Source organism: Mycobacterium innocens (assembly GCF_900566055.1).
GTDB classification, from domain to species: Bacteria; Actinomycetota; Actinomycetes; order Mycobacteriales; family Mycobacteriaceae; genus Mycobacterium; species Mycobacterium innocens.
Genome location: NZ_UPHQ01000123.1, coordinates 12,682 through 33,825, shown reverse-complemented (window position 1 = coordinate 33,825; position 21,144 = coordinate 12,682). Strand labels below are relative to the sequence as shown.

At 66.1% G+C, this 21,144-nt stretch carries 23 protein-coding genes and 1 pseudogene; 12 read left to right on the top strand and 12 right to left on the bottom strand.

All coding sequences use genetic code 11. The features are described 5' to 3' along the window. Positions 1 to 328: 328 nt before the first annotated feature. Positions 329 to 787, top strand: a complete 459-nt coding sequence (locus EET03_RS13795) for a nuclear transport factor 2 family protein (protein WP_075543920.1) — start codon at positions 329 to 331, stop codon at positions 785 to 787. A gap of 110 nt (positions 788 to 897) precedes the next feature. Here EET03_RS13795 and EET03_RS13790 read toward each other — a convergent pair whose 3' ends face one another. The 4 genes from EET03_RS13790 to bfr all read right to left on the bottom strand — a co-directional run bounded on the left by EET03_RS13790 (position 898) and on the right by bfr (position 5,232). Further along, on the bottom strand, positions 898 to 1,515 hold the full coding sequence (locus EET03_RS13790; RefSeq protein ID WP_136625696.1) for a hypothetical protein: 618 nt from the start codon (positions 1,513 to 1,515) through the stop codon (positions 898 to 900). Between the two features lie 217 nt (positions 1,516 to 1,732). After that, positions 1,733 to 2,227, bottom strand: a complete 495-nt coding sequence (locus EET03_RS13785; protein ID WP_075543922.1) for a carboxymuconolactone decarboxylase family protein — start codon at positions 2,225 to 2,227, stop codon at positions 1,733 to 1,735. Positions 2,228 to 2,604: 377 nt separating this feature from the next. Beyond that, positions 2,605 to 4,716, bottom strand: a complete 2,112-nt coding sequence (locus tag EET03_RS13775) for an MDR family MFS transporter (protein WP_279637698.1) — start codon at positions 4,714 to 4,716, stop codon at positions 2,605 to 2,607. Between the two features lie 36 nt (positions 4,717 to 4,752). Beyond that, on the bottom strand, positions 4,753 to 5,232 hold the full coding sequence (gene bfr, locus EET03_RS13770; protein WP_063469896.1) for a bacterioferritin: 480 nt from the start codon (positions 5,230 to 5,232) through the stop codon (positions 4,753 to 4,755). A gap of 321 nt (positions 5,233 to 5,553) precedes the next feature. Between bfr and EET03_RS13765 the strand changes: the two genes are divergently transcribed. Continuing rightward, on the top strand, positions 5,554 to 5,730 hold the full coding sequence (locus EET03_RS13765) for a (2Fe-2S)-binding protein (protein WP_081254821.1): 177 nt from the start codon (positions 5,554 to 5,556) through the stop codon (positions 5,728 to 5,730). A gap of 29 nt (positions 5,731 to 5,759) precedes the next feature. Here the strand turns inward: EET03_RS13765 and EET03_RS13760 are convergent, their stop codons facing one another. From EET03_RS13760 to EET03_RS13745, 4 genes are read right to left on the bottom strand one after another with little or no spacing between them, the layout of a single operon-like run. Further along, a complete protein-coding gene (locus tag EET03_RS13760; RefSeq protein WP_075543925.1) occupies positions 5,760 to 6,515 on the bottom strand; it encodes an enoyl-CoA hydratase/isomerase family protein in 756 nt (251 codons plus the stop codon). A gap of 9 nt (positions 6,516 to 6,524) precedes the next feature. Further along, positions 6,525 to 6,968 (bottom strand): TIGR03618 family F420-dependent PPOX class oxidoreductase, encoded by a 444-nt coding sequence (locus EET03_RS13755; protein WP_075543926.1) that lies wholly within the window; start codon positions 6,966 to 6,968, stop codon positions 6,525 to 6,527. Positions 6,969 to 6,977: 9 nt separating this feature from the next. Further along, positions 6,978 to 7,679, bottom strand: a complete 702-nt coding sequence (locus EET03_RS13750) for an EthD domain-containing protein (protein WP_075543927.1) — start codon at positions 7,677 to 7,679, stop codon at positions 6,978 to 6,980. Between the two features lie 29 nt (positions 7,680 to 7,708). Beyond that, positions 7,709 to 8,665, bottom strand: a complete 957-nt coding sequence (locus EET03_RS13745; RefSeq protein WP_075543928.1) for a hydrogen peroxide-inducible genes activator — start codon at positions 8,663 to 8,665, stop codon at positions 7,709 to 7,711. 106 nt (positions 8,666 to 8,771) lie between these two features. Between EET03_RS13745 and EET03_RS13740 the strand changes: the two genes are divergently transcribed. Together EET03_RS13740 and EET03_RS13735 are read left to right on the top strand one after the other, a co-directional pair. Further along, a complete protein-coding gene (locus EET03_RS13740; RefSeq protein WP_075543929.1) occupies positions 8,772 to 9,359 on the top strand; it encodes a peroxiredoxin in 588 nt (195 codons plus the stop codon). A gap of 17 nt (positions 9,360 to 9,376) precedes the next feature. Beyond that, positions 9,377 to 9,913, top strand: coding sequence for an alkyl hydroperoxide reductase (locus EET03_RS13735; RefSeq protein WP_075543930.1), 537 nt, complete (start codon positions 9,377 to 9,379; stop codon positions 9,911 to 9,913). Positions 9,914 to 9,922: 9 nt separating this feature from the next. Here the strand turns inward: EET03_RS13735 and EET03_RS13730 are convergent, their stop codons facing one another. Further along, on the bottom strand, positions 9,923 to 10,360 hold the full coding sequence (locus EET03_RS13730) for a DUF1810 domain-containing protein (RefSeq protein WP_075543931.1): 438 nt from the start codon (positions 10,358 to 10,360) through the stop codon (positions 9,923 to 9,925). 57 nt (positions 10,361 to 10,417) lie between these two features. Here EET03_RS13730 and EET03_RS13725 point away from each other — a divergent pair, with 57 nt between their 5' ends. The 8 genes and pseudogenes from EET03_RS13725 to EET03_RS13695 all read left to right on the top strand — a co-directional run bounded on the left by EET03_RS13725 (position 10,418) and on the right by EET03_RS13695 (position 16,322). After that, positions 10,418 to 11,659, top strand: coding sequence for an alpha-hydroxy acid oxidase (locus tag EET03_RS13725; RefSeq protein WP_075543932.1), 1,242 nt, complete (start codon positions 10,418 to 10,420; stop codon positions 11,657 to 11,659). A 156-nt stretch (positions 11,660 to 11,815) separates the two neighbouring features. Next, positions 11,816 to 11,994, top strand: a pseudogene (locus tag EET03_RS32690) (S16 family serine protease); the annotation flags it as partial. A gap of 282 nt (positions 11,995 to 12,276) precedes the next feature. Next, a complete protein-coding gene (locus tag EET03_RS31520) occupies positions 12,277 to 12,774 on the top strand; it encodes a hypothetical protein (RefSeq protein WP_244232351.1) in 498 nt (165 codons plus the stop codon). A 156-nt stretch (positions 12,775 to 12,930) separates the two neighbouring features. Further along, positions 12,931 to 13,320, top strand: a complete 390-nt coding sequence (locus tag EET03_RS13715) for a nitroreductase family deazaflavin-dependent oxidoreductase (protein ID WP_082274768.1) — start codon at positions 12,931 to 12,933, stop codon at positions 13,318 to 13,320. Between the two features lie 6 nt (positions 13,321 to 13,326). Then, the gene (locus EET03_RS13710) at positions 13,327 to 13,659 is read left to right on the top strand and encodes a TfoX/Sxy family protein (protein ID WP_075543935.1); all 333 of its coding nucleotides are present in this window, start codon (positions 13,327 to 13,329) and stop codon (positions 13,657 to 13,659) included. A 41-nt stretch (positions 13,660 to 13,700) separates the two neighbouring features. Then, a complete protein-coding gene (locus EET03_RS13705) occupies positions 13,701 to 14,336 on the top strand; it encodes an endonuclease (RefSeq protein ID WP_075543948.1) in 636 nt (211 codons plus the stop codon). Between the two features lie 7 nt (positions 14,337 to 14,343). After that, a complete protein-coding gene (locus tag EET03_RS13700) occupies positions 14,344 to 15,069 on the top strand; it encodes a DUF72 domain-containing protein (protein ID WP_075543936.1) in 726 nt (241 codons plus the stop codon). Positions 15,070 to 15,083: 14 nt separating this feature from the next. Further along, entirely contained in the window at positions 15,084 to 16,322 is a 1,239-nt protein-coding gene (locus EET03_RS13695) for an NAD(P)/FAD-dependent oxidoreductase (RefSeq protein WP_075543937.1), read from the top strand. Here the strand turns inward: EET03_RS13695 and EET03_RS13690 are convergent. The 3 genes from EET03_RS13690 to EET03_RS13680 all read right to left on the bottom strand — a co-directional run bounded on the left by EET03_RS13690 (position 16,319) and on the right by EET03_RS13680 (position 21,135). Next, complete coding sequence (locus EET03_RS13690; protein WP_075543949.1) at positions 16,319 to 18,418, bottom strand: Rossmann-fold NAD(P)-binding domain-containing protein; 2,100 nt, start codon at positions 18,416 to 18,418, stop codon at positions 16,319 to 16,321. The genes EET03_RS13695 and EET03_RS13690 overlap by 4 nt on opposite strands. A 113-nt stretch (positions 18,419 to 18,531) precedes the next feature. Then, positions 18,532 to 20,016 (bottom strand): acetyl-CoA acetyltransferase, encoded by a 1,485-nt coding sequence (locus tag EET03_RS13685; RefSeq protein ID WP_075543938.1) that lies wholly within the window; start codon positions 20,014 to 20,016, stop codon positions 18,532 to 18,534. Positions 20,017 to 20,076: 60 nt separating this feature from the next. Then, a complete protein-coding gene (locus EET03_RS13680) occupies positions 20,077 to 21,135 on the bottom strand; it encodes a CaiB/BaiF CoA transferase family protein (protein WP_075543939.1) in 1,059 nt (352 codons plus the stop codon). Positions 21,136 to 21,144 lie beyond the last annotated feature (9 nt).

The following is a 21,144-nucleotide window of genomic DNA, read 5'->3' as shown; positions in this document are numbered from 1 at the left end:
CGCTGAAACTCCGACAAATGCGGTCCCATCACCGCGTACCGCCGCGCCACCGAGTCCGCCAGATCCGCCATAGCACAACCGTAGCGCCCGAAACCAGCAAAAACGACGTTATTTAATCACGAGTCCTAAGTCCAAACCGTGTTGACACCCCGACCTGGCCGAAGCCGCCATATGGGGGCCGGTCAGCCGAGGGGCATAGCCCGAGCGGGTAAGTGGCGGTCGGCAGCCATCGCTTTGCAAGCTGAGGGATGAGAAGGCGCGACGCGCGGTTCAGCGGGCCGCTCGCGGCGGTTGACACCGGCACCGGTACCGAGTGTCATGGGCCGTTATGACAGACACTTCTCCGATCGAAGCCAGGGATGTGGTGCTCGGGCTGTGGCGGGTCCTCGCCCAGCGCGATTGGGATGCCGTCAAGACGTTTCTCGCCGTGGACTGCCTATACGTCGACATGCCGGTGCCGGCGCTGGCCGCGCGTGGTCCCGACGACATCGTGACGCGACTGAAGCTCGGACTGGAGCCGCTCGCCGACTACCAAAACCACGACGGGCTGCTGCTGTCCAACGGATCCGAGGTGATGTACGAGCATTCCGAGACCTGGACGTTCAGCACCGGCGAACGCGGCCTGCTCAGGTTCGTCAGCGTCCACAAGGTGGTCGACGGGAAGATCGCCGTGTGGAAGGACTATTGGGACTTCAACAGCCTGGTCAGTTTCGCGCCGCCGAACCACTTTGAGAACCTTGCAAACGCGGACACCAGCTGGGTATTTGATGCCACTGCGTTAGTTTGACACGACCCGCTCTACGTTTAGTGATGGTGTGGTGATGCACGCCGCTGCCGAGGGGCGTGCAAAATTGCCTGCATCCCGTGAGGAACGTCAGAGTCGCTATGGGTCCGGTTTCAGTCAGGATGGGTTTCCATTGCCAGTATGTTTCGAGGACGTTGGTCGGGAGTTTGCGCGCGGTCGATGACATCGCAGTGCAATGCTCGGCGCCACGGGTCGCACGTCTCGGAAAGCACTTTTGTTTCGGATAGCCCTAAAGGGTTGCGGATTAGCCGCACGCCGAAGCGGTCGACTTTGCCGTGGGCATGCAGCCGTTGGGCCAGTCCGGCCAACACCTCCTCGTCGGAGTCGTTGATCGGGGCTGTGTCGCCGAAGTCGGCCGGTCCAGCGAACTCCATGCCAACGAGGCTCATTTCGCAGGCCTCCTCGCTCTTGAACCGCACTGCAGTAGCACGCAAACCCGCTGGGGAGAACGCATTTCGCTCAATCGGGATAGTGTGGGTCTGCGGCGGCCAGTCGATGACACGTTCGACGAATACCTCGCCCGGTTCGGGATCGAAATGCTTGTGCAACAGCCACACACCAAACCGCTGCCAGGCATCAGCCGCGACCAGATAGGCGCCGAGATCACTCAGACAGTCCCGGTCATCTCCAGTCAAGACACCCACGTCGGTGCCGTCCATATCGGCTAATTCCGTGTAATCCTCGACTCGATGATCGCGGAAAGAAAGCATGACACTTGTCTCCTACCGCTCCTACAGATTGGCGGCCCCGAAAAGGGTGCACAAACCACACCGTAACAGCCGAGTCGCATATTGATTTATTTCACGGTACAGCCGCGTACGAATGCCGACGCCGGCTGGCTCATCGACGCGACCGACTTCTTCTGAAGTTCCCCGTTACGAATTCTGCTGCGTCACAACGTCACCCAACACAGCGTCGGGCCTGTTTTCAGGCTCGGCTGGGTAAGGTCACCCGGCAAGCCTGACCGATGTCCAGGGTCCGCAAGACCCGCCCCATGCCCACCCACAGCGCGCAGGACAAGGCCAAGTCGGCGAGCAATTCATCGGAGAAGTGTTCGCCGCAGCGGCTCCAGAAATCGTCGTCGTCACGCAGCACGGTGTGCTCGGTGGCGAACCGGTACGCGAACTCGGCTGCCAGCCGCTCCTGTTCGCTATAGCCCGGCCAGGTGCGCCATTCGGCCGCGTGGGCGTAGAGGTCCTCGTGGACCCCGGCGGCGGGTCCGTCGGCATCGCGGGTGTTGGCGCAGACAGTGCACTCGTTGTTGTCGGCAATCACCGCGCGGGCAAGCTCGCGGGTGCGCATCGGCAACCGGTTGCTGGTGTAGACCGCCCGGCTGAAGGCGGCCAGCGCGCCGCCAAGCTCAGGGGATTTTGTGATCCAGCCGGCCACGTCGTCGTCGGCGAAAGTTCCGATTCGGCTCATGGCGCGATGGTACGCGCGGGTGGCGCGCTGTCGGTCAATGCGGGTGCGGTATTGCGCCGGTGGGAGTGGAGATTACCGCAGGGGTAGCCACCGTCGGCGCGTCGCCGGCCCGGTCATGGCCCCAATCACGCTGCGCCAGAACATGATACACAATATGTCGGAGAGCCGTTCCCACTTCGCGGCGATCCGGCCGGCGTGCGAAGCCGGGCGATCTGGCCAGTTTGTCCGCGATCCGGTTCAACAGCAGCGAGTACACGATTCGACCTGGTGGACCCCCGCGGCTGTCAGCGACATGTGATCGGCGTCGCGCGCCACATATCCCGTGGCAACCAGTCGGCTGAAGGTGGGCTCCAAGACCTGCGTCGACGGCGCGGGTCCTACTTGGCGGCAGCGAGGCTGCCCGCCGGCGCCAGCTCGTCCAAGTCTTCGTACCAATCGCGCTGAACCAGCACCCCGTCGGTGAGCCGTTGCAGAGCGGCTTCGAATTCCTGGTGGTCGGGCTGCTGCTCCACGTCGGGCGCTACGGCCAAGTGGTCGACAAGCCACTTCCGGAGCAAGCCGGAGAGGGCATCGATCTGGCCGAGCCCGGCGGCGGTCAGCGACAGGACATCGCCGTCGCGTGACGCATAGCCGGTCTGGACCAGCCGGTCGAAGACCGGTTCCAGCACCTGATGGGGCAGGTGCAGGTGTTTGGCAATGTCGGTGAGCCTCGCGGTCTCGAAGGACCGTTCGTATTGATAGATCCGCAGTACACCCCACAGCGCGGCGACGTCGAGCTCCGAATCCTGGTACGCCGCAGCAAGATTCGGCAGCCGCACCTCGGGAGCTTCGTGCAGCAGATGGGTGACCGCGATTTCCAGCACGTCCTCAGGAGTTTTCGTTCTGGGCACGGCGAAGCCGTCTCCGAGGCAGGCCGGGCTGTCATGGATATCGGCGAGCGGAACCTCCCGCAGGAACAACGCGAGTATGAAGCCGGCCAGGGCGACCACGGCCGCGCACAAAAATACCTGGTTGAGCGACTCGGCATAGGCCCGCACGATCGGCGATGCAGCGTAGTGCGGCAGGCGGTGCAAGACGGCCGGAGAGTGTGCGGCCTCGACGGGCGCGCCGCTGGCGACCAGCGCGGGACCTATCCGCCGGCCCAGGAAGGTTGCGAACAGCGCGCCGAATATCGCGGCACCAAACGAGGCGCCGACCACGCGGAAGAAGGTCACGCCCGAGGTGGCGACGCCGAGGTCCTCAAAGCGGGAGGTGTTCTGCACGATGAGAATGAGCACCTGCATGGACAAGCCGATCCCGGCACCCAGGAGCACCAGGTACAGCGACTGCACCAGCCACGGCGTCGACTCGTCCATCCGTGACAGCAGCAGGAAAGCGATGGACATCAGCGCCGTCCCCGCGACCGGGAAAATCTTGTACCGGCCCGTCCGGCCGACCATGACGCCCGCGCCCACCGAGGTGGTCAGCAGGCCGACCACCATCGGCAACGTACGTAGCCCCGAGACGGTCGCCGAGGCGCCCTCGACGTAGCGCAGGTACATCGGCACGAAGGTCAGCGCGCCCAGCATCGCAAACCCGACCATCAACGACAGCACGGAGCACACGGCGAACACCTGGTTGCGAAACAGGCGGGGCGGGAGGATACCCGAGGCGGCTCGGCCCTCGACCCACACGAAGACACCCAGCGCCACCGTGGCGCCGACGAACAGCCCCATGATCGGCGCCGAGCCCCACGAGTAGGTGCTTCCGCCCAGGCTGGTGGCCACGATCAAGGCCGTCGTGGCCAACGCAATGACCATGATCCCGAGGTAGTCGATAGCCGGCTTGGGGCGGCGGGGCAACGCGGGAATGGCCGTTGCGGCCACGGCGATGACCACGATCGAGATCGGCAGGTTGATCCAAAATGCCCAACGCCAGTTCATATAGTCGGTGCAAAAGCCGCCCAGCAGCGGGCCCGCGACGGTCGTCACCCCGAACACGGCGCCCAAAATACCCTGGTAGCGGCCGCGGTCCCGCAGTGGGAAGGCTTCACCGACCAACGCGGCCGCCGTCACCGAAATCGCACCGGCGCCCACGCCCTGCACAGCCCGCGAAATCGCCAGCATGGTCATCGTGTCCGCCACCCCGCACAGCACGGAGCCGAGCAGGAAGACCAGGACCGAGCCCTGCAGCACCCGCTTGCGACCGAGCAGGTCGCCCAGCTTGCCGGCCACCACGACAACGATGGTGCCGCCCAGCAGGTAGCTGGTGATGGCCCACGATTGGTGAACAGAGGCCCCCAGCTCGGCGACGATCGTCGGCAACGCGGGCACGACGACGGTCTGGTCCATCGCCGCGACCAGCACCCCGAGCATCAATGCCATGAAGATGACATTGCGTCGTGCCGGGCTGATCGATAGGCAGGGAGATCGAGTATCCGCGGCAGCAGTCCGGGATGCCGTCGGGATCGTCATATCTGCCTCCCGTCGGAGTTCGAGCCCGTGCGCGATACCCAGGAGTGCTGCCCGCGGAATCTCGATCGGATATCAGGTCGGCGGCCGGGAGACGCACTGCGCCGAGTACAGTGCCTCTCCGAGTTTCTCCATCAGTTCCAGCTGCGTTTGCAGGTAGTCGAGATGCAGCTCCTCATCGGCCACAATTTGTTCTAGCAGCTGCGCACTGGTGGTGTCCTGCTTTTCGCGGCACATGATGATTCCGGGCTTGAGCCGATCCAGTACTTCGATTTCGATCGCGATATCGCTTTCGAATTGTTCGCGCAGTGTCTGGCCGACCCGTAACGAGCCGATTCGCTGGTAGTTCGGCAACCCGTCGAGCAGCAGGATCCGATCGGTAATCGCCTCGGCATGCCGCATTTCGTCGAACGACTCGGCGCGGGTTTTGGCCGCCAGTTCGGTAAAGCCCCAGTTCTCCTGCATCTTGGAGTGCAGAAAGTATTGATTGATAGCGGTCAGCTCGCTGGTCAATTGTTCGTTGAGCAGACGCAAGACATCCGGATCACCTTGCATGATCACTCCTACGGTGTGAAGGCTGGCATCTTTTGCCGCAGCAGATGGGCTGGGCTGGAGCACCATCATGGCGGGTTCTAGCAGCACCTTCGGGTGCCGCGTTTCAATCTAGTGCAGCAAGTGGGCGCGGGCGCAGTCTTTGTTGCGACGTCGGCGCGTCATGCACGGCGCCGGCGGGATGGGCCGGGATTGGCTTAGGTTAGACTGCACTAACCTACTTAGGTTAGACTCTACTAATATGCGGACCGTTCGTTCGGTGGCTCCCCTGGCCACTCCGATTACGGAGGATGTCATGAGCGAGCATCGAGTGGGAGTTTGCTGATGTACGTGTGTCTGTGTGTTGGAGCTACCAACCAGACCGTGTGCGAGGCCGTCGCCCGTGGTGCGGCGACTTCCAAGGAAGTCGCCGCGGCCTGCGGCGCGGGCAGCGATTGTGGACGTTGCCGCCGCACCTTGCGGGCGATTATCGCAGCGGCTACCCAACCGGCTGCGGTCTGAGGTCGCGCCCGGGTCGGGCTATGTCTGGTCTATGTCCGCCGCTTGGTGAAATCGGCCAACGCCGCGGTGTTGGCTTGGCCGCCCATCAACTCGGCGAAATGGGCATTCTCCCGGGCGCTGGCGGCAGCTATCTCGGGACGGATCGGTTCGACGATGGTGTGCTTAACCGCCATCAGGCTCGAAAGCGGCTGGGCCGCAAGGATTTCGGCATGCCGGCGGGCCTCGGGGAGCAGCGCCGCCGGTTCGCAGACACGCCAGATCAGCCCCATCCGCAATGCCTCCGCGGCGTCCACCCATTCCGAAGACATCAGCAGCCAGGCCGCGTTCTGCCGGCCCACCAGCTGCGGCAGCAGATATGACGACGCCGCTTCAGGTGCCACCCCAAGGCTGGTGAACGGGCATTTCAGGCGCGCCGTCGAGGACATGAACGCCAGGTCGGCGTAGCCGAGAATGGTGGTGCCGATCCCCACGCCGACGCCGTTGACCGCGCAGATCAGCGGTTTGGGGAAACTGCCGAGCGACTCGATGAGCCCCCGGAAGCCGTATCGTCCCTCTTCGAAGCCGGGATCGGTGATGCGTGCCTGCATCTCGGCGAGATCGGTACCGGCGCTGAAGCCGCGACCCGAGCCGGTCAGCAACACCACGGAAACCCCTGGATCCCGGGCCGCGTCCAACAGGGCCTGCGCGGTGGCGTCGTAGAGGGCTTCGTTGAAGGCGTTGAGTGCCTCGGGCCGGTTCAGGGTGAGCGTGCGTACCCGATTCTGGTCATCGATCAGCAGCGTCACGGCGGCAGCCTAACCGTTGCCGTACACGCGGGTCGGCTCGATCAACACCACGGCACGGCGCTCCGCGGCCATCACCCGGTCGTACTCGTCCCAGTCGTCGTGGGTGCCACCCGCTGCAATGAAGACGTCGCGAAGCAGCAGCCGCAGCTGTTCCTCGTCGCTCAACCACGGCTGGGAGTCCTCGGGTCCGACGAGTTCGGCGCGGCCCTCGACGGTTGCCCACCGCCAGCCGTTGCGGAAGGTGACGGCCAGCTGCGGCCGGGCCCGCAGATTGGTGAGCTTGACCTTGCCGTACGTGGTGAAGCCCAGGACGGATTCGCTACCGGCGGGATGCGTCAACAGACCGACATTGACCAGCGATGCCTGCACGGTGCCGTCTGCGCGAACGGTGGAGACCACGGCCAAGCCTTTGTCGGCGGCGGCCAGGGCCACGGCATCGCTGAGTGTCGTCATGAGCAGTCCTCACATTTCGAAAGGTGTGGTGAACATGTAGCGGCTGGTGGGCACCGTGTCGATATTCTGGTTGGCGCCGAAAGCGGTGGTGCTGGCCACCATTCGGCTTATCCGGTGCTGCAGGTCGGCGTCGTCGTCGGCCCCGAAGAACGCCTTGAGGTCGGTGATGGCTTCGGCCGGGAACAGTTCCTCGACGATGCCCGAGATTGCCGCCGCCCCGGGAATGAGGGTGCGCACCACCCAGTTCTGGGTGTAGCCGAACGTGGCCTGCGTTTCGATGGCCACTGACGTGTGGTCGCGTTGCCAGCGGGTCAGCCAGGTCGCCTCATCCATCCCGGGAGGCCGCCGCAACAACGCGATATTTGCCAAACCCGGTGTGCGACAACCTGGTTCGGTGGCTGGCGCGGCCATCGGAACCGACTCGGTCACCAGGTATGCGCCGAGTCGCGCACATTCCCGGTGGAGCAGCTGCAGGGCCGCCGCCAGCTGGTCGCCATCGCACTGCTGGGTCCACATGCTCACCACCGCGGCCACTGGCGGCTGCAAGGTGGTCAGGGTCATCAGGGACTTGCGCACCGCGCCGTCGCGGACATTGACCGAAAGTCCGGGAAGGCCCAGATTCACCAGCGCGTCGGCGACCGGCCCGCGTTGGCGGGCACACCAGTCGTCGTCCGGCTCGTCGCGCATCAGGACGGCGATGACCTTCTCCATAGCCCGAACTTACCTTCGCCACCACCGGGTCAGAGCCGACCGCCCGCGCCGTGCTTGACCAGGCGCACCGGTTGTTCCGCGGCGACCACTTCCCCGATTATCCGGGCAAGCCGTCGATACGACTCATCGCGACCACTCGACGAGCGGTATGCCAGGCCGATTCGTCGGCCCGGGCGGGGCGCGTCAAAGTGCGCGAGCCCGACGCGGCTGCGCGCGGCCTCGACGGCCACCGCGCTCTGCGGTATCAGCGTGACCCCCAATCCGGCTGCCACACATTGGGCGGCGGTGGCCAACGACGCTGCCCGGGTATCGGCGAGTTCGGCGCGGACCCCGGCTTTGTGGCAGAGGTCCAGTGCTTGATCGCGCAGGCAATGGCCCTCGTCCAGCAACAGCAGCGGCAACTTCGCCAGCGCCGCGGCCGGTACCCGACGCTTGCCGGCAAGCGGGTGCCCAGGAGGTAGCGCCAATACGAAGTCCTCCTCATAGATGGGGATCTGCGCAACGCCGTGGGAATCGGCGGGTACCGCGATCATGGCCGCATCCAGCGCGCCATCACGCAAACCCGTCAGCAGACGTGAGGTCTGATCTTCGATCACTTGCGCGGTCAGCGCCGGGAGTCGGCGGGTGAGTCCGGCCAGCACCGTCGGCAGCACGTAGGGCGCCACCGTGGGAATCACTCCCAACCGGATGCCGCCGTGCAGCGGGTCGGACGCTCCCCCGGCGGCGGTGTTGAAGGCCTCCGCTGCCTCGACCACAGCCTGTGCGAGCGGTAGCAGTTGCATGCCCTCGGTCGTCAAGAGGACTCGTCGCGTCGAACGCTCGACGAGATGGGTGTCGAGGCCGGCCTCCAGCGCGGCCAACGCCTGCGATAACGTCGACTGGCTTACGCCTAAAGTGGTTGCGGCACTACTGAAATGCTGCTTCTTCGCGACGGCGACGAAAGCCCGCAGCCCGGCAAGGGTCGGCTGATAACTCTTATCGGCCATGCCGATTAGTATAGTGTGATATATCACCTTTACTTTCGAGCCGGTTTCGCGGCAACATTGGTGTCGAGACAGCTAATCTTGACTAAATCCAGATTAAGGAGCGGATGTGTCCTTGCTGACAATCGGCGATCAGTTCCCCGCCTACCAGCTCACCGCGTTGATCGGCGGCGATCTGTCGAAGGTCGACGCCAAGCAGCCCGGCGACTACTTCACCACCATCACCAACGAGGACCACCCCGGCAAGTGGCGCGTGGTGTTCTTCTGGCCCAAGGACTTCACCTTCGTGTGCCCGACCGAGATCGCGGCGTTCGGCAAGCTCAACGGCGAGTTCGAGGACCGCGACACGCAGATTCTCGGAGTCTCGATCGACAGCGAGTTCGTCCACTTCCAGTGGCGCGCCCAGCATGAGGACCTGAAGAAGCTCCCCTTCCCGATGCTTTCCGACATCAAGCGTGAGCTTTGCCTGGCCACCGGCGTGCTCAACGAGGAGGGTGTCGCCGACCGGGTGACCTTCATCGTCGACCCGAACAACGAAATCCAATTCGTCTCGGCCACAGCCGGTTCCGTCGGACGCAACGTCGACGAGGTGCTGCGGGTACTGGACGCTCTGCAATCCGACGAGCTGTGTGCCTGCAACTGGCGCAAGGGCGACCCGACGATCGACGCCGGCGAGCTGCTCAAAGCTTCGGCGTGACGGCCGGAGGAGAACGGATGAGCGTCGAGAATCTGAAGTCCGCGCTGCCCGAGTTCGCCAAGGACCTCAAGCTGAACCTGGGCTCGATCACCCGCAGCACCGTGCTGAACCAGGAGCAGCTGTGGGGCACCCTGCTGGCCAGCGCCGCGGCCACGCGAAACACCCAAGTGCTGGCCGAAATCGGGGCCGAAGCGGCCGACAACCTGTCGGAAACGGCATACCAGGCGGCGCTGGCAGCGGCATCGGTCATGGGCATGAACAACGTGTTCTATCGTGGCCGCGGCTTCCTCAACGGGCGGTACGACGACCTGCGCCCCGGATTGCGGATGAATGTCATCGGCAATCCGGGCGTGGCCAAGGCCAACTTCGAGCTGTGGTGCTTCGCGGTCTCGTCGATCAACGGCTGCTCGCACTGTGTGGTCGCCCACGAGCACACGTTGCGGGAAGCGGGTGTGGGCCGGGAGGCGGTGCTGGAGGCCTTGAAGGCCGCGGCCACCGTTTCCGGTGTGGCACAAGCGGTTACCGCCGCCCAGACATTGGCTGCCGTTGGCTGACCGCCCGCTCTAGCAAGCCTTCAGGCGCGCCAGCGTCGCCGGATCCTGCTGCCCGCCGTAATACCGGATGATCAGCGCGACGAAATCCTCGTTGTCGGCGGTGGCGCGGGCGAACAGCGTCATCGACGAGCGCAGCTTGAGATCATCGGGCCAACCGAAGATCTCTTCGATGGAGCGGCCCTGCACCTGGTTGACCAGCTGCGTGCACTCATGCAGGCGCGGCCCGAGCAGGTCATGGCCCAGATACGCGCGTGCTTCCGCTATCGACGAGATGCCGTAGTAATCCGCTATGGGGCTGTGGCCCAGTCCTCGCAGTTGCGGGAAGACGAACCACATCCAGTGAGTTCGCTTGCGACCCGAGCGCAGCTCCGCAACCACGCCGCGGTAGACCGGAGCCTGCGCGTCGACGAAACGCTTCAAGTCGAAGGGGTCGGATGGTCTTGTCATACGACCACGGTTGCACACTGGTGGGATGGCGCGGCTAAGCATCGGTTCCAGCGGGTAATGGCCTTCCGGCGACGGGTGCCCAAGGTTGGCGACCTGGCACCGCTGATTCAGCTGAGAAGGCCTCGATTCGGCCACACCAAGCGGCGCCTGGATGCCGCGCTGACCATCGAGGATCTGCGGCGCATCGCGAAGCGGCGGACCCCCCGGGCGGCGTTCGACTACACCGATGGCGCCGCCGAGGAAGAGCTGTCGATCCGGCGGGCCCGACAGGCGTTCCGCGACATCGAGTTTCACCCCACGATCCTGCGTGACGTCACCACGGTGTGCCCGGGTTGGGATGTCCTCGGCCAGCCGGTGGCGTTGCCGTTCGGGATCGCGCCGACCGGGTTCACCCGGTTGATGCAGACCGAAGGGGAGATCGCCGGCGCGCGGGCGGCAGCCGCGGCGGGGATTCCGTTCGCGATGTCCACCCTGGCCACCTGCGCGATCGAGGATCTGGTGGCCGCGGTTCCCAAGGGCCGCAAGTGGTTTCAGCTGTACATGTGGCGCGACCGGGATCGGTCGATGGCGTTGGTCAAGCGCGCGGCGGCCGCGGGGTTCGACACCATGCTGGTCACCGTCGACGTTCCGGTGGCCGGCGCCCGGTTGCGTGATGTCCGCAACGGCATGACGATCCCCCCGGCGCTCACGCTGCGCACCGTCCTCGACGCGCTGGGCCACCCGCGCTGGTGGTTCGACCTGCTGACCACCGAACCGCTGGCGTTCGCGTCGCTGGATCGCTGGTCGGGCACCGTCGGTGAGTACCTGAACACCATGTTCGATCCCAGCCTCACGTTCGAGGATCTGGCCTGGATCAAGGCCCAGTGGCCGGGCAAACTCGTCGTCAAAGGGATTCAGACGCTCGACGATGCGGGTGCCGTGGTGGAATGCGGGGTCGACGGCATCGTCTTGTCCAATCACGGTGGCCGGCAACTGGATCGGGCGCCGGTTCCGTTTCACCTGCTGCCGACGGTGGCCCGGGAACTCGGCAAGCACACCGAGATCCTGATGGATACCGGAATCATGTCGGGCGCCGATATCGTCGCGGCGATCGCGCTGGGAGCGCGGTGCACCTTGGTCGGCCGGGCCTATCTCTACGGGCTGATGGCCGGTGGCGAGGCCGGCGTCGCACGCGCCATCGAGATCCTGGGAAGTGGTGTGATCCGGACCATGCGGCTGTTGGGTGTGACCTCCTTGGCGGAGCTTTCGCCCAGGCACGTGACGCAATTGCAGCGGTTGGGGCCTCGCCCAACTGCGTGACGTTCGTCGCGGCGAGGCGCCGAGATTGCCACAATTCTGGTTCACGGGCTGCGCCTGGGACCTCGAGCGCGACCATGGCGGCAATCTCGTTACAGCACCGCCGGGAGCTGCGGCCAGGGACAAATCCGCCATCCGCCGGGTCAAGCGCAACAGACTGAGGCGACGCTCAACGGGCGGGTATTGCCGATTGGCGGAGTTCTGGGAGCTGCTCGCCGCCCAACGTGCAGGGTTTGTCAACGGCATTATCCCGTCGCGCAACGAACCGGACCTCGACGATGTGCCGGCCGAGGTATTTGAAACGCCCGATGACCGACATCACAGAGATCGTCGCGTAGGCGCTCGAGCCGGCGGCGGCCACTACGGCGGCTGCCTGATACTGCTGGTCAGTGCATTGATCCCCGGTGAAGTATGTGAATTCCATGCCGAGTGCCGTAGAGAATGCTGTCAAGAATCTGACTGAAGGCGTTTTCGCCTTCCGGAGTCCGGGTAAACCAGCGCCCAGGGGGTCATCCCCCACGCCCGATGAACCAACTTCGGGAGTGGGCGATAAGTGAACAGCACGTCCACGCAGTTGTGCTGCCTGCGTGGCAGTCAAACTGCTCGAACAAGGAGTTCGCATGAAGCTCAGCAAGATGGCGGCTACGGCCGCGATGACCGGTGCTCTCGGGTCTGCGGCGCTGGGAATCGGCGCCGGTTTGGCGCAAGCCGATCCCCCGGGGCCAAATGTGCCCGGTCCGGTTCCCGGCCCAAATGTCCCGGGTCCGAATGTGCCGGGTCCGAATGTGCCGGGGCCGGACCCGAACGTGCCGGGGCCGTATATCCCGGGGCAGCCCATTTGTAGCGGCGGCCCGGGCGTCAACTGTAACGGTCCAGGCAGCCCGCTTCCGCCCGGACAGCGCGGCGCCCCGCCGCCGGGACACTACAACGAGCCGATCCGCTACGGACTTCCGGCCACGTGGAGTCCACCGCAATACCCGGACGTCAACCTCCCGGTCGTGTACAACCCAGCCGTCAACGCCTGGGGTGTGTTCACCGCGGACGGTCAGTTCCACGTATTCCCGGGCGCGCAGGCCGGGGGCAGCGTCGGAGGCGGTACGGGCGCCGAAGTCGGGTAGGCGCATGCCCTACACGGCTCCTGAATAACTGAAGTTGTGACAGCCGCCCCGTGGGGGCGGCTGTCCGCATGCTGGCACCGCCACCATCAACCCGGCGGCGCTGCAATCCGGCGCGATGGACCGCGCAGTCCGAGAAATGCGGCAGAATCGCTAACCGTGACTAATATTCGGGATTTGAAGCGGCACGTGGTCCATCGCTTTCAACGGCTGGTAGCCAACCCCCTGGGTCGGCAGTTGCCGCTGACCATGCTCGAAACCATCGGCCGCAAAACAGGACAACCGCGCCGCACCGCCGTCGGCGGAAAGGTAATCGGCAACCAGTTCTGGATGGTGTCCGAACACGGCGAACATTCGGATTACGTCTACAACATCAAGGCCAACCCGGCCGTCCGGGTGCGCATCGGCGGCCAGTGGCGTACCGGGACCGCGCATCTACTGCCGGATGACGACCCGCGGCAGCGGCTGCGCGACCTGCCCCGGGTCAACAGCGCGGCCGTGCGCGCTATCGGGAGCGACCTGCTGACTATCCGGGTCGACCTGGATTGACCGCGGATGGCCTACGACATCGACCTCGTGCAACGGATCCGCGAGTTGCTGGCGTCGCAGTCCGGCGTGGACGAAAAGCGCATGTTCGGCGGGCTTGCCTTCCTGATCGATGGGCACCTGGCCGTGGCCGTCAGCGGTCAGGGCGGACTTCTGGTCCGGGTGCCGCCGGCGGACACCGACAGGCTGCTCGGTGGCGCCCACGTCAGCTCCATGGTGATGGCCGGCCGGCAAACCCGCGGATGGTTGCGCGTCGCCGCGGAAGGGGTGAAAACCAAACGGCAGCTTCACAGTTGGATCACGCGCAGCGTGACCTGGGTGCATAGCCTGCCGCCTAAATGACCACCCGGTTTGCGGCCGGCAAATGCGGGTACGCCGCCCCAATGGACAAGCCCGAGCAACGGGTGAAACGACTGCTCGAGATCGCCGGCACCAGCTACGCTGCCGAGGCCGGTATTCGCGTCGCCGACAAGCCGATGCCGCTGTTTCAACTGCTGGTGCTGTGCATGCTGGCCAGCAAGCCGATCGACGCCACCATCGCCATGCGCGCCGCGCGGGAGCTGTTCAAGGCGGGCCTGCGCACCCCCAAAGCGGTGCTGGAATCCCGGCGACAGACCATGATCGATGCGTTCGGCCGTGCCCACTATGTGCGCTATGACGAAAGTTCGGCCACCCGGCTTACCGAAATGGCCGAGCGAGTCCGCGACGAATTCCGCGGCGACCTGCGCGAAATCGCGCGCCGCAGCGACCACGACCCGTCGAAGGCCAAGCGAATTTTCAAGCAGTTCAAAGGGATTGGCAACACTGGTGCCGATATCTTCCTGCGCGAGGTGCAGGATGTGTGGACCTGGGCGCGGCCGTATTTCGACGACCGGGCCACCGCCGCGGCCAAAGAAATGGGCCTGCCCACCGATCCGGCAAAGCTTTCGGCGCTGGCCGCCGGCGCCAACGCCCGGCTGGCGGCGGCGCTGGTCCGCGCTTCCCTGGACGACGACGTGCGCCGCCAGGTGACCGATTGAGCACCACATGACCGTCCGGATCGGCACATCGGGCTGGTCTTATGACCACTGGTCTGACGTGCTGTATCCGCCCGGGCTGGCGTCTGTCCGGCGACTGTCCTACTACGTGCAGACTTTCGACACCGTGGAGCTGAACGCCAGCTTCTATCGCTGGCCCACAGATTCGACGTTCGCGGGCTGGCGAGCCCAGTTGCCCGACGGGTTCACCATGTCGGTCAAGGCGCACCGCGGTCTGACCCACTACCGCCGGCTGGTGTCGCCCGAACCCTGGATCGAGCGGTTCGAACGCTGTTGGCAGCTGCTGGGTGATCGTCACGGCGTGCTGCTGGTGCAGCTGCATCCCGAGCAGCGACGCGACGACGCGCGGCTGGATTCCTTCCTGCGCAGCGTTCCGGCGTCGATCCGGGTGGCCGTCGAGCTGCGCCACCCGTCTTGGAACGACCCGGCGGTATATGCGGTGCTGGAAACCCACCGCGCCGCCTACGTGGTGATGAGCGGCGGCGGTCTCGCGTGTATCCCACGGGCCACCACCGACCTGGTGTACGTCCGGATGCACGGTCCCGATCGGGACGCGATGTACGCGGGTTCGTATTCGCCCGACGACCTGCGACGCTGGGCCGACCGCATCACCGACTGGGACGTTGAGGGCCGCGACGTGTGGATGTACTTCAACAACGACCTGGGCGGCCACGCGGTCCGTAACGCGCTGTCATTGCGGGAGCTGCTGAGCTAAGTAGGCTGGGGGGCATGGCCAGTTCGACAACATTCGTCATCGTCGGCGGCGGGCTTGCGGGCGCCAAAGCGGCAGAAGCCTTGCGCGACAAGGGTTTCGACGGCACCATCACGCTCTTCGCCGAAGAGGAGCAGCTGCCCTACGAGCGTCCCCCGCTGTCCAAGGAATTCCTGGCGGGCAAGAAGTCGCTCGACGAGTTCACCGTGCAGAACTCGGATTGGTATCGCGACCACGATGTCGACCTGCGACTGGGAGCGCGGGTGTCGTCGCTGGATCCCGCCGCTCACACCGTCGGACTTCCCGACGACACCACCGTGCACTACGCCAAGCTGCTGCTGGCGACCGGATCGGCGTCGCGTCGCCTGCCGATACCCGGCGCCGACGCCGCCGGCGTGCATTACCTGCGCACGTTCGAGGATGCGTTGGCGCTGAATTCCGTGCTGGCCGAGGGCTCTTCGCTCGCGGTCGTGGGCGCGGGCTGGATCGGTCTGGAGGTGGCCGCCAGCGCTCGGCAGCGCGACGTCGATGTCACCGTGGTGGAGGCGGCCTGCCAGCCGCTGTCGGCCGCGCTGGGCGACACCGTCGGCAAGGTGTTTGCCGACCTGCATCGCGATCATGGTGTGGACTTGCGGCTGGAAGCGCAGGTGGCCGAGATCACGACGCAGGGCGGCCGGGCCAGTGGGCTCAAGCTGGGCGACGGGTCCGTCATCGCCGCCGAGGCCGTGCTGGTGGCCGTCGGCGCGACGCCCAACGTCGAACTGGCCCAGCAGGCCGGCTTGGCGATGGCTGACGGCGGTGTCCAGGTCGATGCGTCGCTGCGCACTAGCGATCCCGATATCTATGCCGTCGGTGACCTCGCCGCCGCGGAGCACCCGCTGCTGGGCACCCGGATCCGCACCGAGCACTGGGCCAACGCGCTCAAACAACCCGCGGTGGCAGTCGCCGGAATGCTCGGCACCCCGGGCGAATACGCCGAGCTGCCCTACTTCTTCACCGATCAGTACGACCTCGGGATGGAGTACGCCGGCCACGCGTCCGGCGTCGAGCGGGTGGTGTTTCGCGGCGACGTCGCCGGCCGGGAGTTCGTCGCGTTCTGGCTCGACGGTGACAACCGGGTGGTGGCCGGGATGAACGTCAATATTTGGGACGTGCTCGACGACGTCAAAGCCCTGATCCGATCGAAAGCCCCGGTCGACGCCGGCAGGTTGGCTGATCCCGCATCGCCGTTGGCCGAAGTGCGGGTCGGCTCCTAGTCCGGGGGCTTCCAGGTGTGGTCGATGACGTCGGGCGGCGGCTGAGCTTGCAGCCGCTCGCGCTCGGTGCGTCGGCGTTTGACCCGCAACCGGGCGTCGGCCGGCATGGTGACCAGCTCGTCGCAGGTCAGGTAGTACACGTCGTCGACGGCGTCGATCAGGTCCGCCGCAACCCGCCGCGATCCTAACTCGCGCAGCGTCATCCGGAATTCATGGGTGAACCGGATGGTGGTGTCGTGAGCCAACTCTCGCGAACTGCGAGCACTGGCCGCCAACCGCTGGGCAAACGTCGCCGGTGGCGCCGGCTCGGCCGGCGCCGCAGCGGCTTGCGCAGCGAAGGTCAAAAGTAGCGACGGGTCGTCGCCGAATGCCGGGTTGGCCAGCTCCGCTTCCCCCCGGCCGCGGTGTCCCAGCTGGGCAACGGCCGCGTCGAGGGCCGCAGCGGCCGACGGCGACAGCGCCCGGATACTGTCGACGTTGCCCTCGCGGGCCAGGGCGCACAGCGGTGCATCGGCCCGCAGGATATCCGTCAGCTCAGTGCTCACCGCCGCGACCCGACCGCTCTCCATGATCACCCCGATACCGGACACGCTTGATTTCGCGTGGGTGTGCTCGAGCGTCGCGGCGGTGATGCCGGTGTCGATGACCCATAGCGAGGTGAGGATCCAGCCCTGGTGAATCCGGTCCCGCAACAAACGAACCCGTACTTCCAGACTGGCGTCCGGCAGTTCGCTCAGCTGCCCGGCATCGAGGTGCTCTGCCGACGCCGCGGCAACATAGGCCTGCGTGTCAGCCCGCAGATGACGCAACAGCGACAGCGACCGAGCCGTCACGACCACCTTGGCGACCGACCCGAGTGCTCCGCCGGCCAACTGGGGTCGCCCAAACGGCAGCAGGCCCGTGGGCGGTTGATGGTCCCCCAGCGCACGGCGGGTGATGGCCTGCTCGTCCCAGCCCGGCAGCTGGCTGGCAGCGACGATGTTGGCCGACACGCCGACGTAGGGGCGATGACCGAATACCGCGATGGCCCTGCTCTCCCACTCCTGGGCAACCACCTTGCCCAGTGCCAGGATTCGACCCATGGCCCGACCTGCGGCACGCAGTCCGCCCATCTGTACGTCCAGTGTCATCGGCGTCAGCGGGCCGGGCAGCGCTTCGGCGAGACCGGTTGCGCTGAATACCGGAAACCGCGGATCGATCCGGTCGTCGAATTCACCCTCGAGCCCGTCGGGCCCCACCGAGTTCACGGTCGCGCCGTAACGGGGAAACGACCGCGGGACCGGCTCGATCGGCAGCGCGAGTTGGCCTGACCCGATGGTCGCGCCACCACGATCCAGCCGCCGGCCCACCAGTCCGCGACCGGTGTCCACGATCGCCTCGGTCGCCTGCCACCCGTACTGGAATTTCCAATCTTCTTGGGCCGCAGCGGTGTCCATCTGCGGAATCAGGTCAGTCCAGCGGCGAATCCGGTGCGTTCGCGGGCGTGGGTCGGCCGATTGCAGCAGCCGCCACGCGGTGACCAGGTTCGCGGCGTCCGGCGTGGCCAGGTCGACAACACCGTTGCGGTCGGTGTTCAGCGCCACTACCAGGAAGCGAACCAGGTCGTCGAGGTGCAGCACCCGCATCGGCTGCGCCGAGACCCTACTGCGCAGCAGCGTGGCCACCGTCCGGCAGACCATCCAGTCGAGGTGCCGACCGACCGGCGGCGCGATGCGAATCACCAAGTTCGGCGCCCAACAACTGGCCACCAAGGCCTCGGCCTGCTGATAGAGATCGGGTGACCCCGCGGCCTGGGACACGAACAGCAGCCGTGCGCCCGCACGGGAGGCCGCATTGCTCACATACGCCAGGCCGTTGAGGCCGGCCGCGCCCGGTGCGCTGGTGTCCACCGGGGCCAGATGGATCACCGCGTCCGCTTCGGCGGCTAACTCCAGCAACACCGGGTCGCGCAGCGACGCACAAACAAAATCGACACCGGCATCCAGGGATGGGTGTCGGTGCGGGGCGATGCCGCTGACCGTGAGTCCGGCCGCGATCAGCTGGCGCGCTACCAGTCGCCCGACCGCGCCGGCAGCATCGGTAACCAGGACGTGCACCCTGCCCACCTTCCCCAACGTCTTGTCATGACAATAAGCACGCCGACCCTACTTGCGCGACAAATTGAGTCCGGACCGTGACCCGGAAGGGCGTTCTAGATCGTCGCGGCCGGTTACCGTAACGTCGCGCTGCCGTCGGCGGCGATGACAACCTTGGCCCCGGCAATGTCTTGGCGCACCGTCGCTTCGGCCGTATCGGGATCGGTGATCACCCCCAGACTTCGTGCCCCGTCGGGCGTGCGCACGGCCACAAAGGCCTTCTCGGGCCGGCCCTCCCGGGTGAACGGTGTGGTCCACGCCTCGACCGTTCCGATCCCCTCCCACTCGACCAAACCCGCCGTCGTGGGCTCGCGGTCCACGACCGACTGCACATCTTCCCAACGAAATTCCGTGGGCGGCTCGGTGCTGTACACGCCGAAGCTGTGTTTAGTCAGGTAACCGCCGTTTGCGGTGATCAGGCCGCGGCTGCCGGGGTTGGCCACCAGCAGTTCAGCCATGGTTGCGATGGAGTGGGTGACGTAATTGCTCCACGGGCCGCCGGCGAAGGTCAGGCCGCCGGTGACCGTCAGCGGGCGGGCGGGATCGTCGGTCGCCAGGCCGAGTTCGGCCGCGGCAACCTGCACGGCAGAGGGAAAGCACGAGTACAGGTCGACGTAGTCGACATCGTCGGTGGTCAGGCCGGCCAGCTCCAGCACACGCGCACCGCCGATGCGGATGGCCGGAGACCGGTGCAGCTCAGCCCGCTCGGCGATCGCGGGTGTGTCGTGGGCGTCGGTACCGGCGTGCGGGTAAACCCAGCGCTCGCTGGGGACCTGCAGGCGGGTGGCATGCTCAACCGACGTCAGGATCAGCGCCGCGCCCTGGTCAACCATGTTGTTGGAGTTCATCAACTTGGTGTAGGGCCAACTGATCATCCGGTTCTGCGGGCCGGGCCGGCAAATCTCCTCGGCGGTCATCGGGGTGCGGATCCAGGCGTAGGGATTGTCGACCGCGACGGCGTTGAAGCGGGCCCACAGCTGACCGACCCGGCGCCGGTGATCCTCCATCGACTCGCCGTTGGCGATGCGCAGCGCCTGCTCGAACAGCGGGTAGACGTAGGCGGGCCGGTCCAGCTTGATCCTGAGCTCGGCCTCCCCCGCCATCGGGACGTCGTCACCGGCGATTTCAGGCAATGGAACCGATTCGTCCTGTCGCGTCCACACCAGCCGGCTGCCCTGAGACTTCAGCCCGGTCCTGGTACGCCAGGTTTCGGCGCCGCCGATCAGCACCACGTCGGCGCGACCCCGCTGGATGTCCAAGCATGCCTGGCTGACCAGCGACTGTGGCGTGTTGCCACCGACACTGCCGTAGCTCGTGGTGAAGCCGCCGGCGCCGAGGCGCTCACCGAGCAACTGCCCCGGGTTTCGGTAGTGCGCCGACAGCATGTGCACCACGCGGATCGAGTCCACGGCCGCCAACACCTGAGAATCGGCGGCTTGCCGGGCCGCTGCGACCATCAAGTCGACCGGTTCGACCGACGGACCGGCCGGGTCGATCTCGTCGCGATGGTTGACCTGACCGTAGCCGATCAGCACCGGAGTCCTGGGATCAACGGGCATGCCTCGAACCTAGCGCCGGGCTTCGGCCAGCCACACACCAGCCGTCGCGTTCGCGGACCCTTACCCGCCGGCCGGCCCGAACAGCACGCCCTCGGCGATCAGCCGCTCGATCTCGTCGCTGCTCATCTCGAGCAGCTCGTGGCAGACGGTACGAGTGTCCTGCCCCGCCTGGGGCGCCGGCCGCCGCGGTGAATGGGGGATATGGCGAAACGGCGCCGGACCCGTCTCCGCCGGCAGCCGACGTGAAATCAGCGGATGCACCATGGTCGCGAACAGCTGCCGCTCGGCCAGCTGAGGATCCTCGAGCAGGTCCGGCGGGCGGTTCATCGGGCCCGCAGCGACTCCGCCCGACTGCAGTAGTTGGGCCGCCTGCAACGGGGTGCGAGCGCTCGTCCACGCCGACATCACCGCCGACAATTCGGCGCGGTTGGCCCTGCGAGCCTCGGCCGTCGCGAAGCGCGGGTCGTCGACCAATTCCGGCTTACCGAAAACAGATGCAGCACAACGCCATTCGACATCTGTGCAGATCGAGATGACGCACCACTCGTCGTCACCGGCGCAGGGGCAGACCGCGTGCACGCTGATGTCGTCGCGGATTTCGGAGGCGCCGGCGGCCCGTGCGGCTTCCGTCACGAACAGCGTGTCGAGTTGGTTGACGACGACTTCGGCCTGAGAGACGTGGACGTGGGCACCGGCTCCGGTGCGATCGCGGTGGATCAGCGCGGCCAGGGCCAGGATCGCGACGACACGTCCCACTACGTGATCGGGGAAAATCGTCGTCGCGTCGTAGAAGGGATGCCGGGATGTCCCGTAGGCGGACGCAGCTCCCGGAAGACCGCTGTCGACCACGATGTCGGCGCTGGCGGTGAGCTCGTCGAAACGCCGGCGGTCGTGCTCGTCGAGCGGGTTCAGCACCGCGCTGCGCTTGTTGGCGTTGTGTACGGCGAACGGGATGCTGCTGCCGGCCAACGTAGGCGGGACGCCGCGTCCCGGGCTGCCGCCGGGAGCTTCCACCTTCAGGACGTCGGCACCCAGATCGGCCAGCAACCGGGTGACGGTGTCGGCGCTACCACCGGACAGGTCCAGGACGCGCACCGCATCGAGCAACCCGTCGGCCATGCGCACACC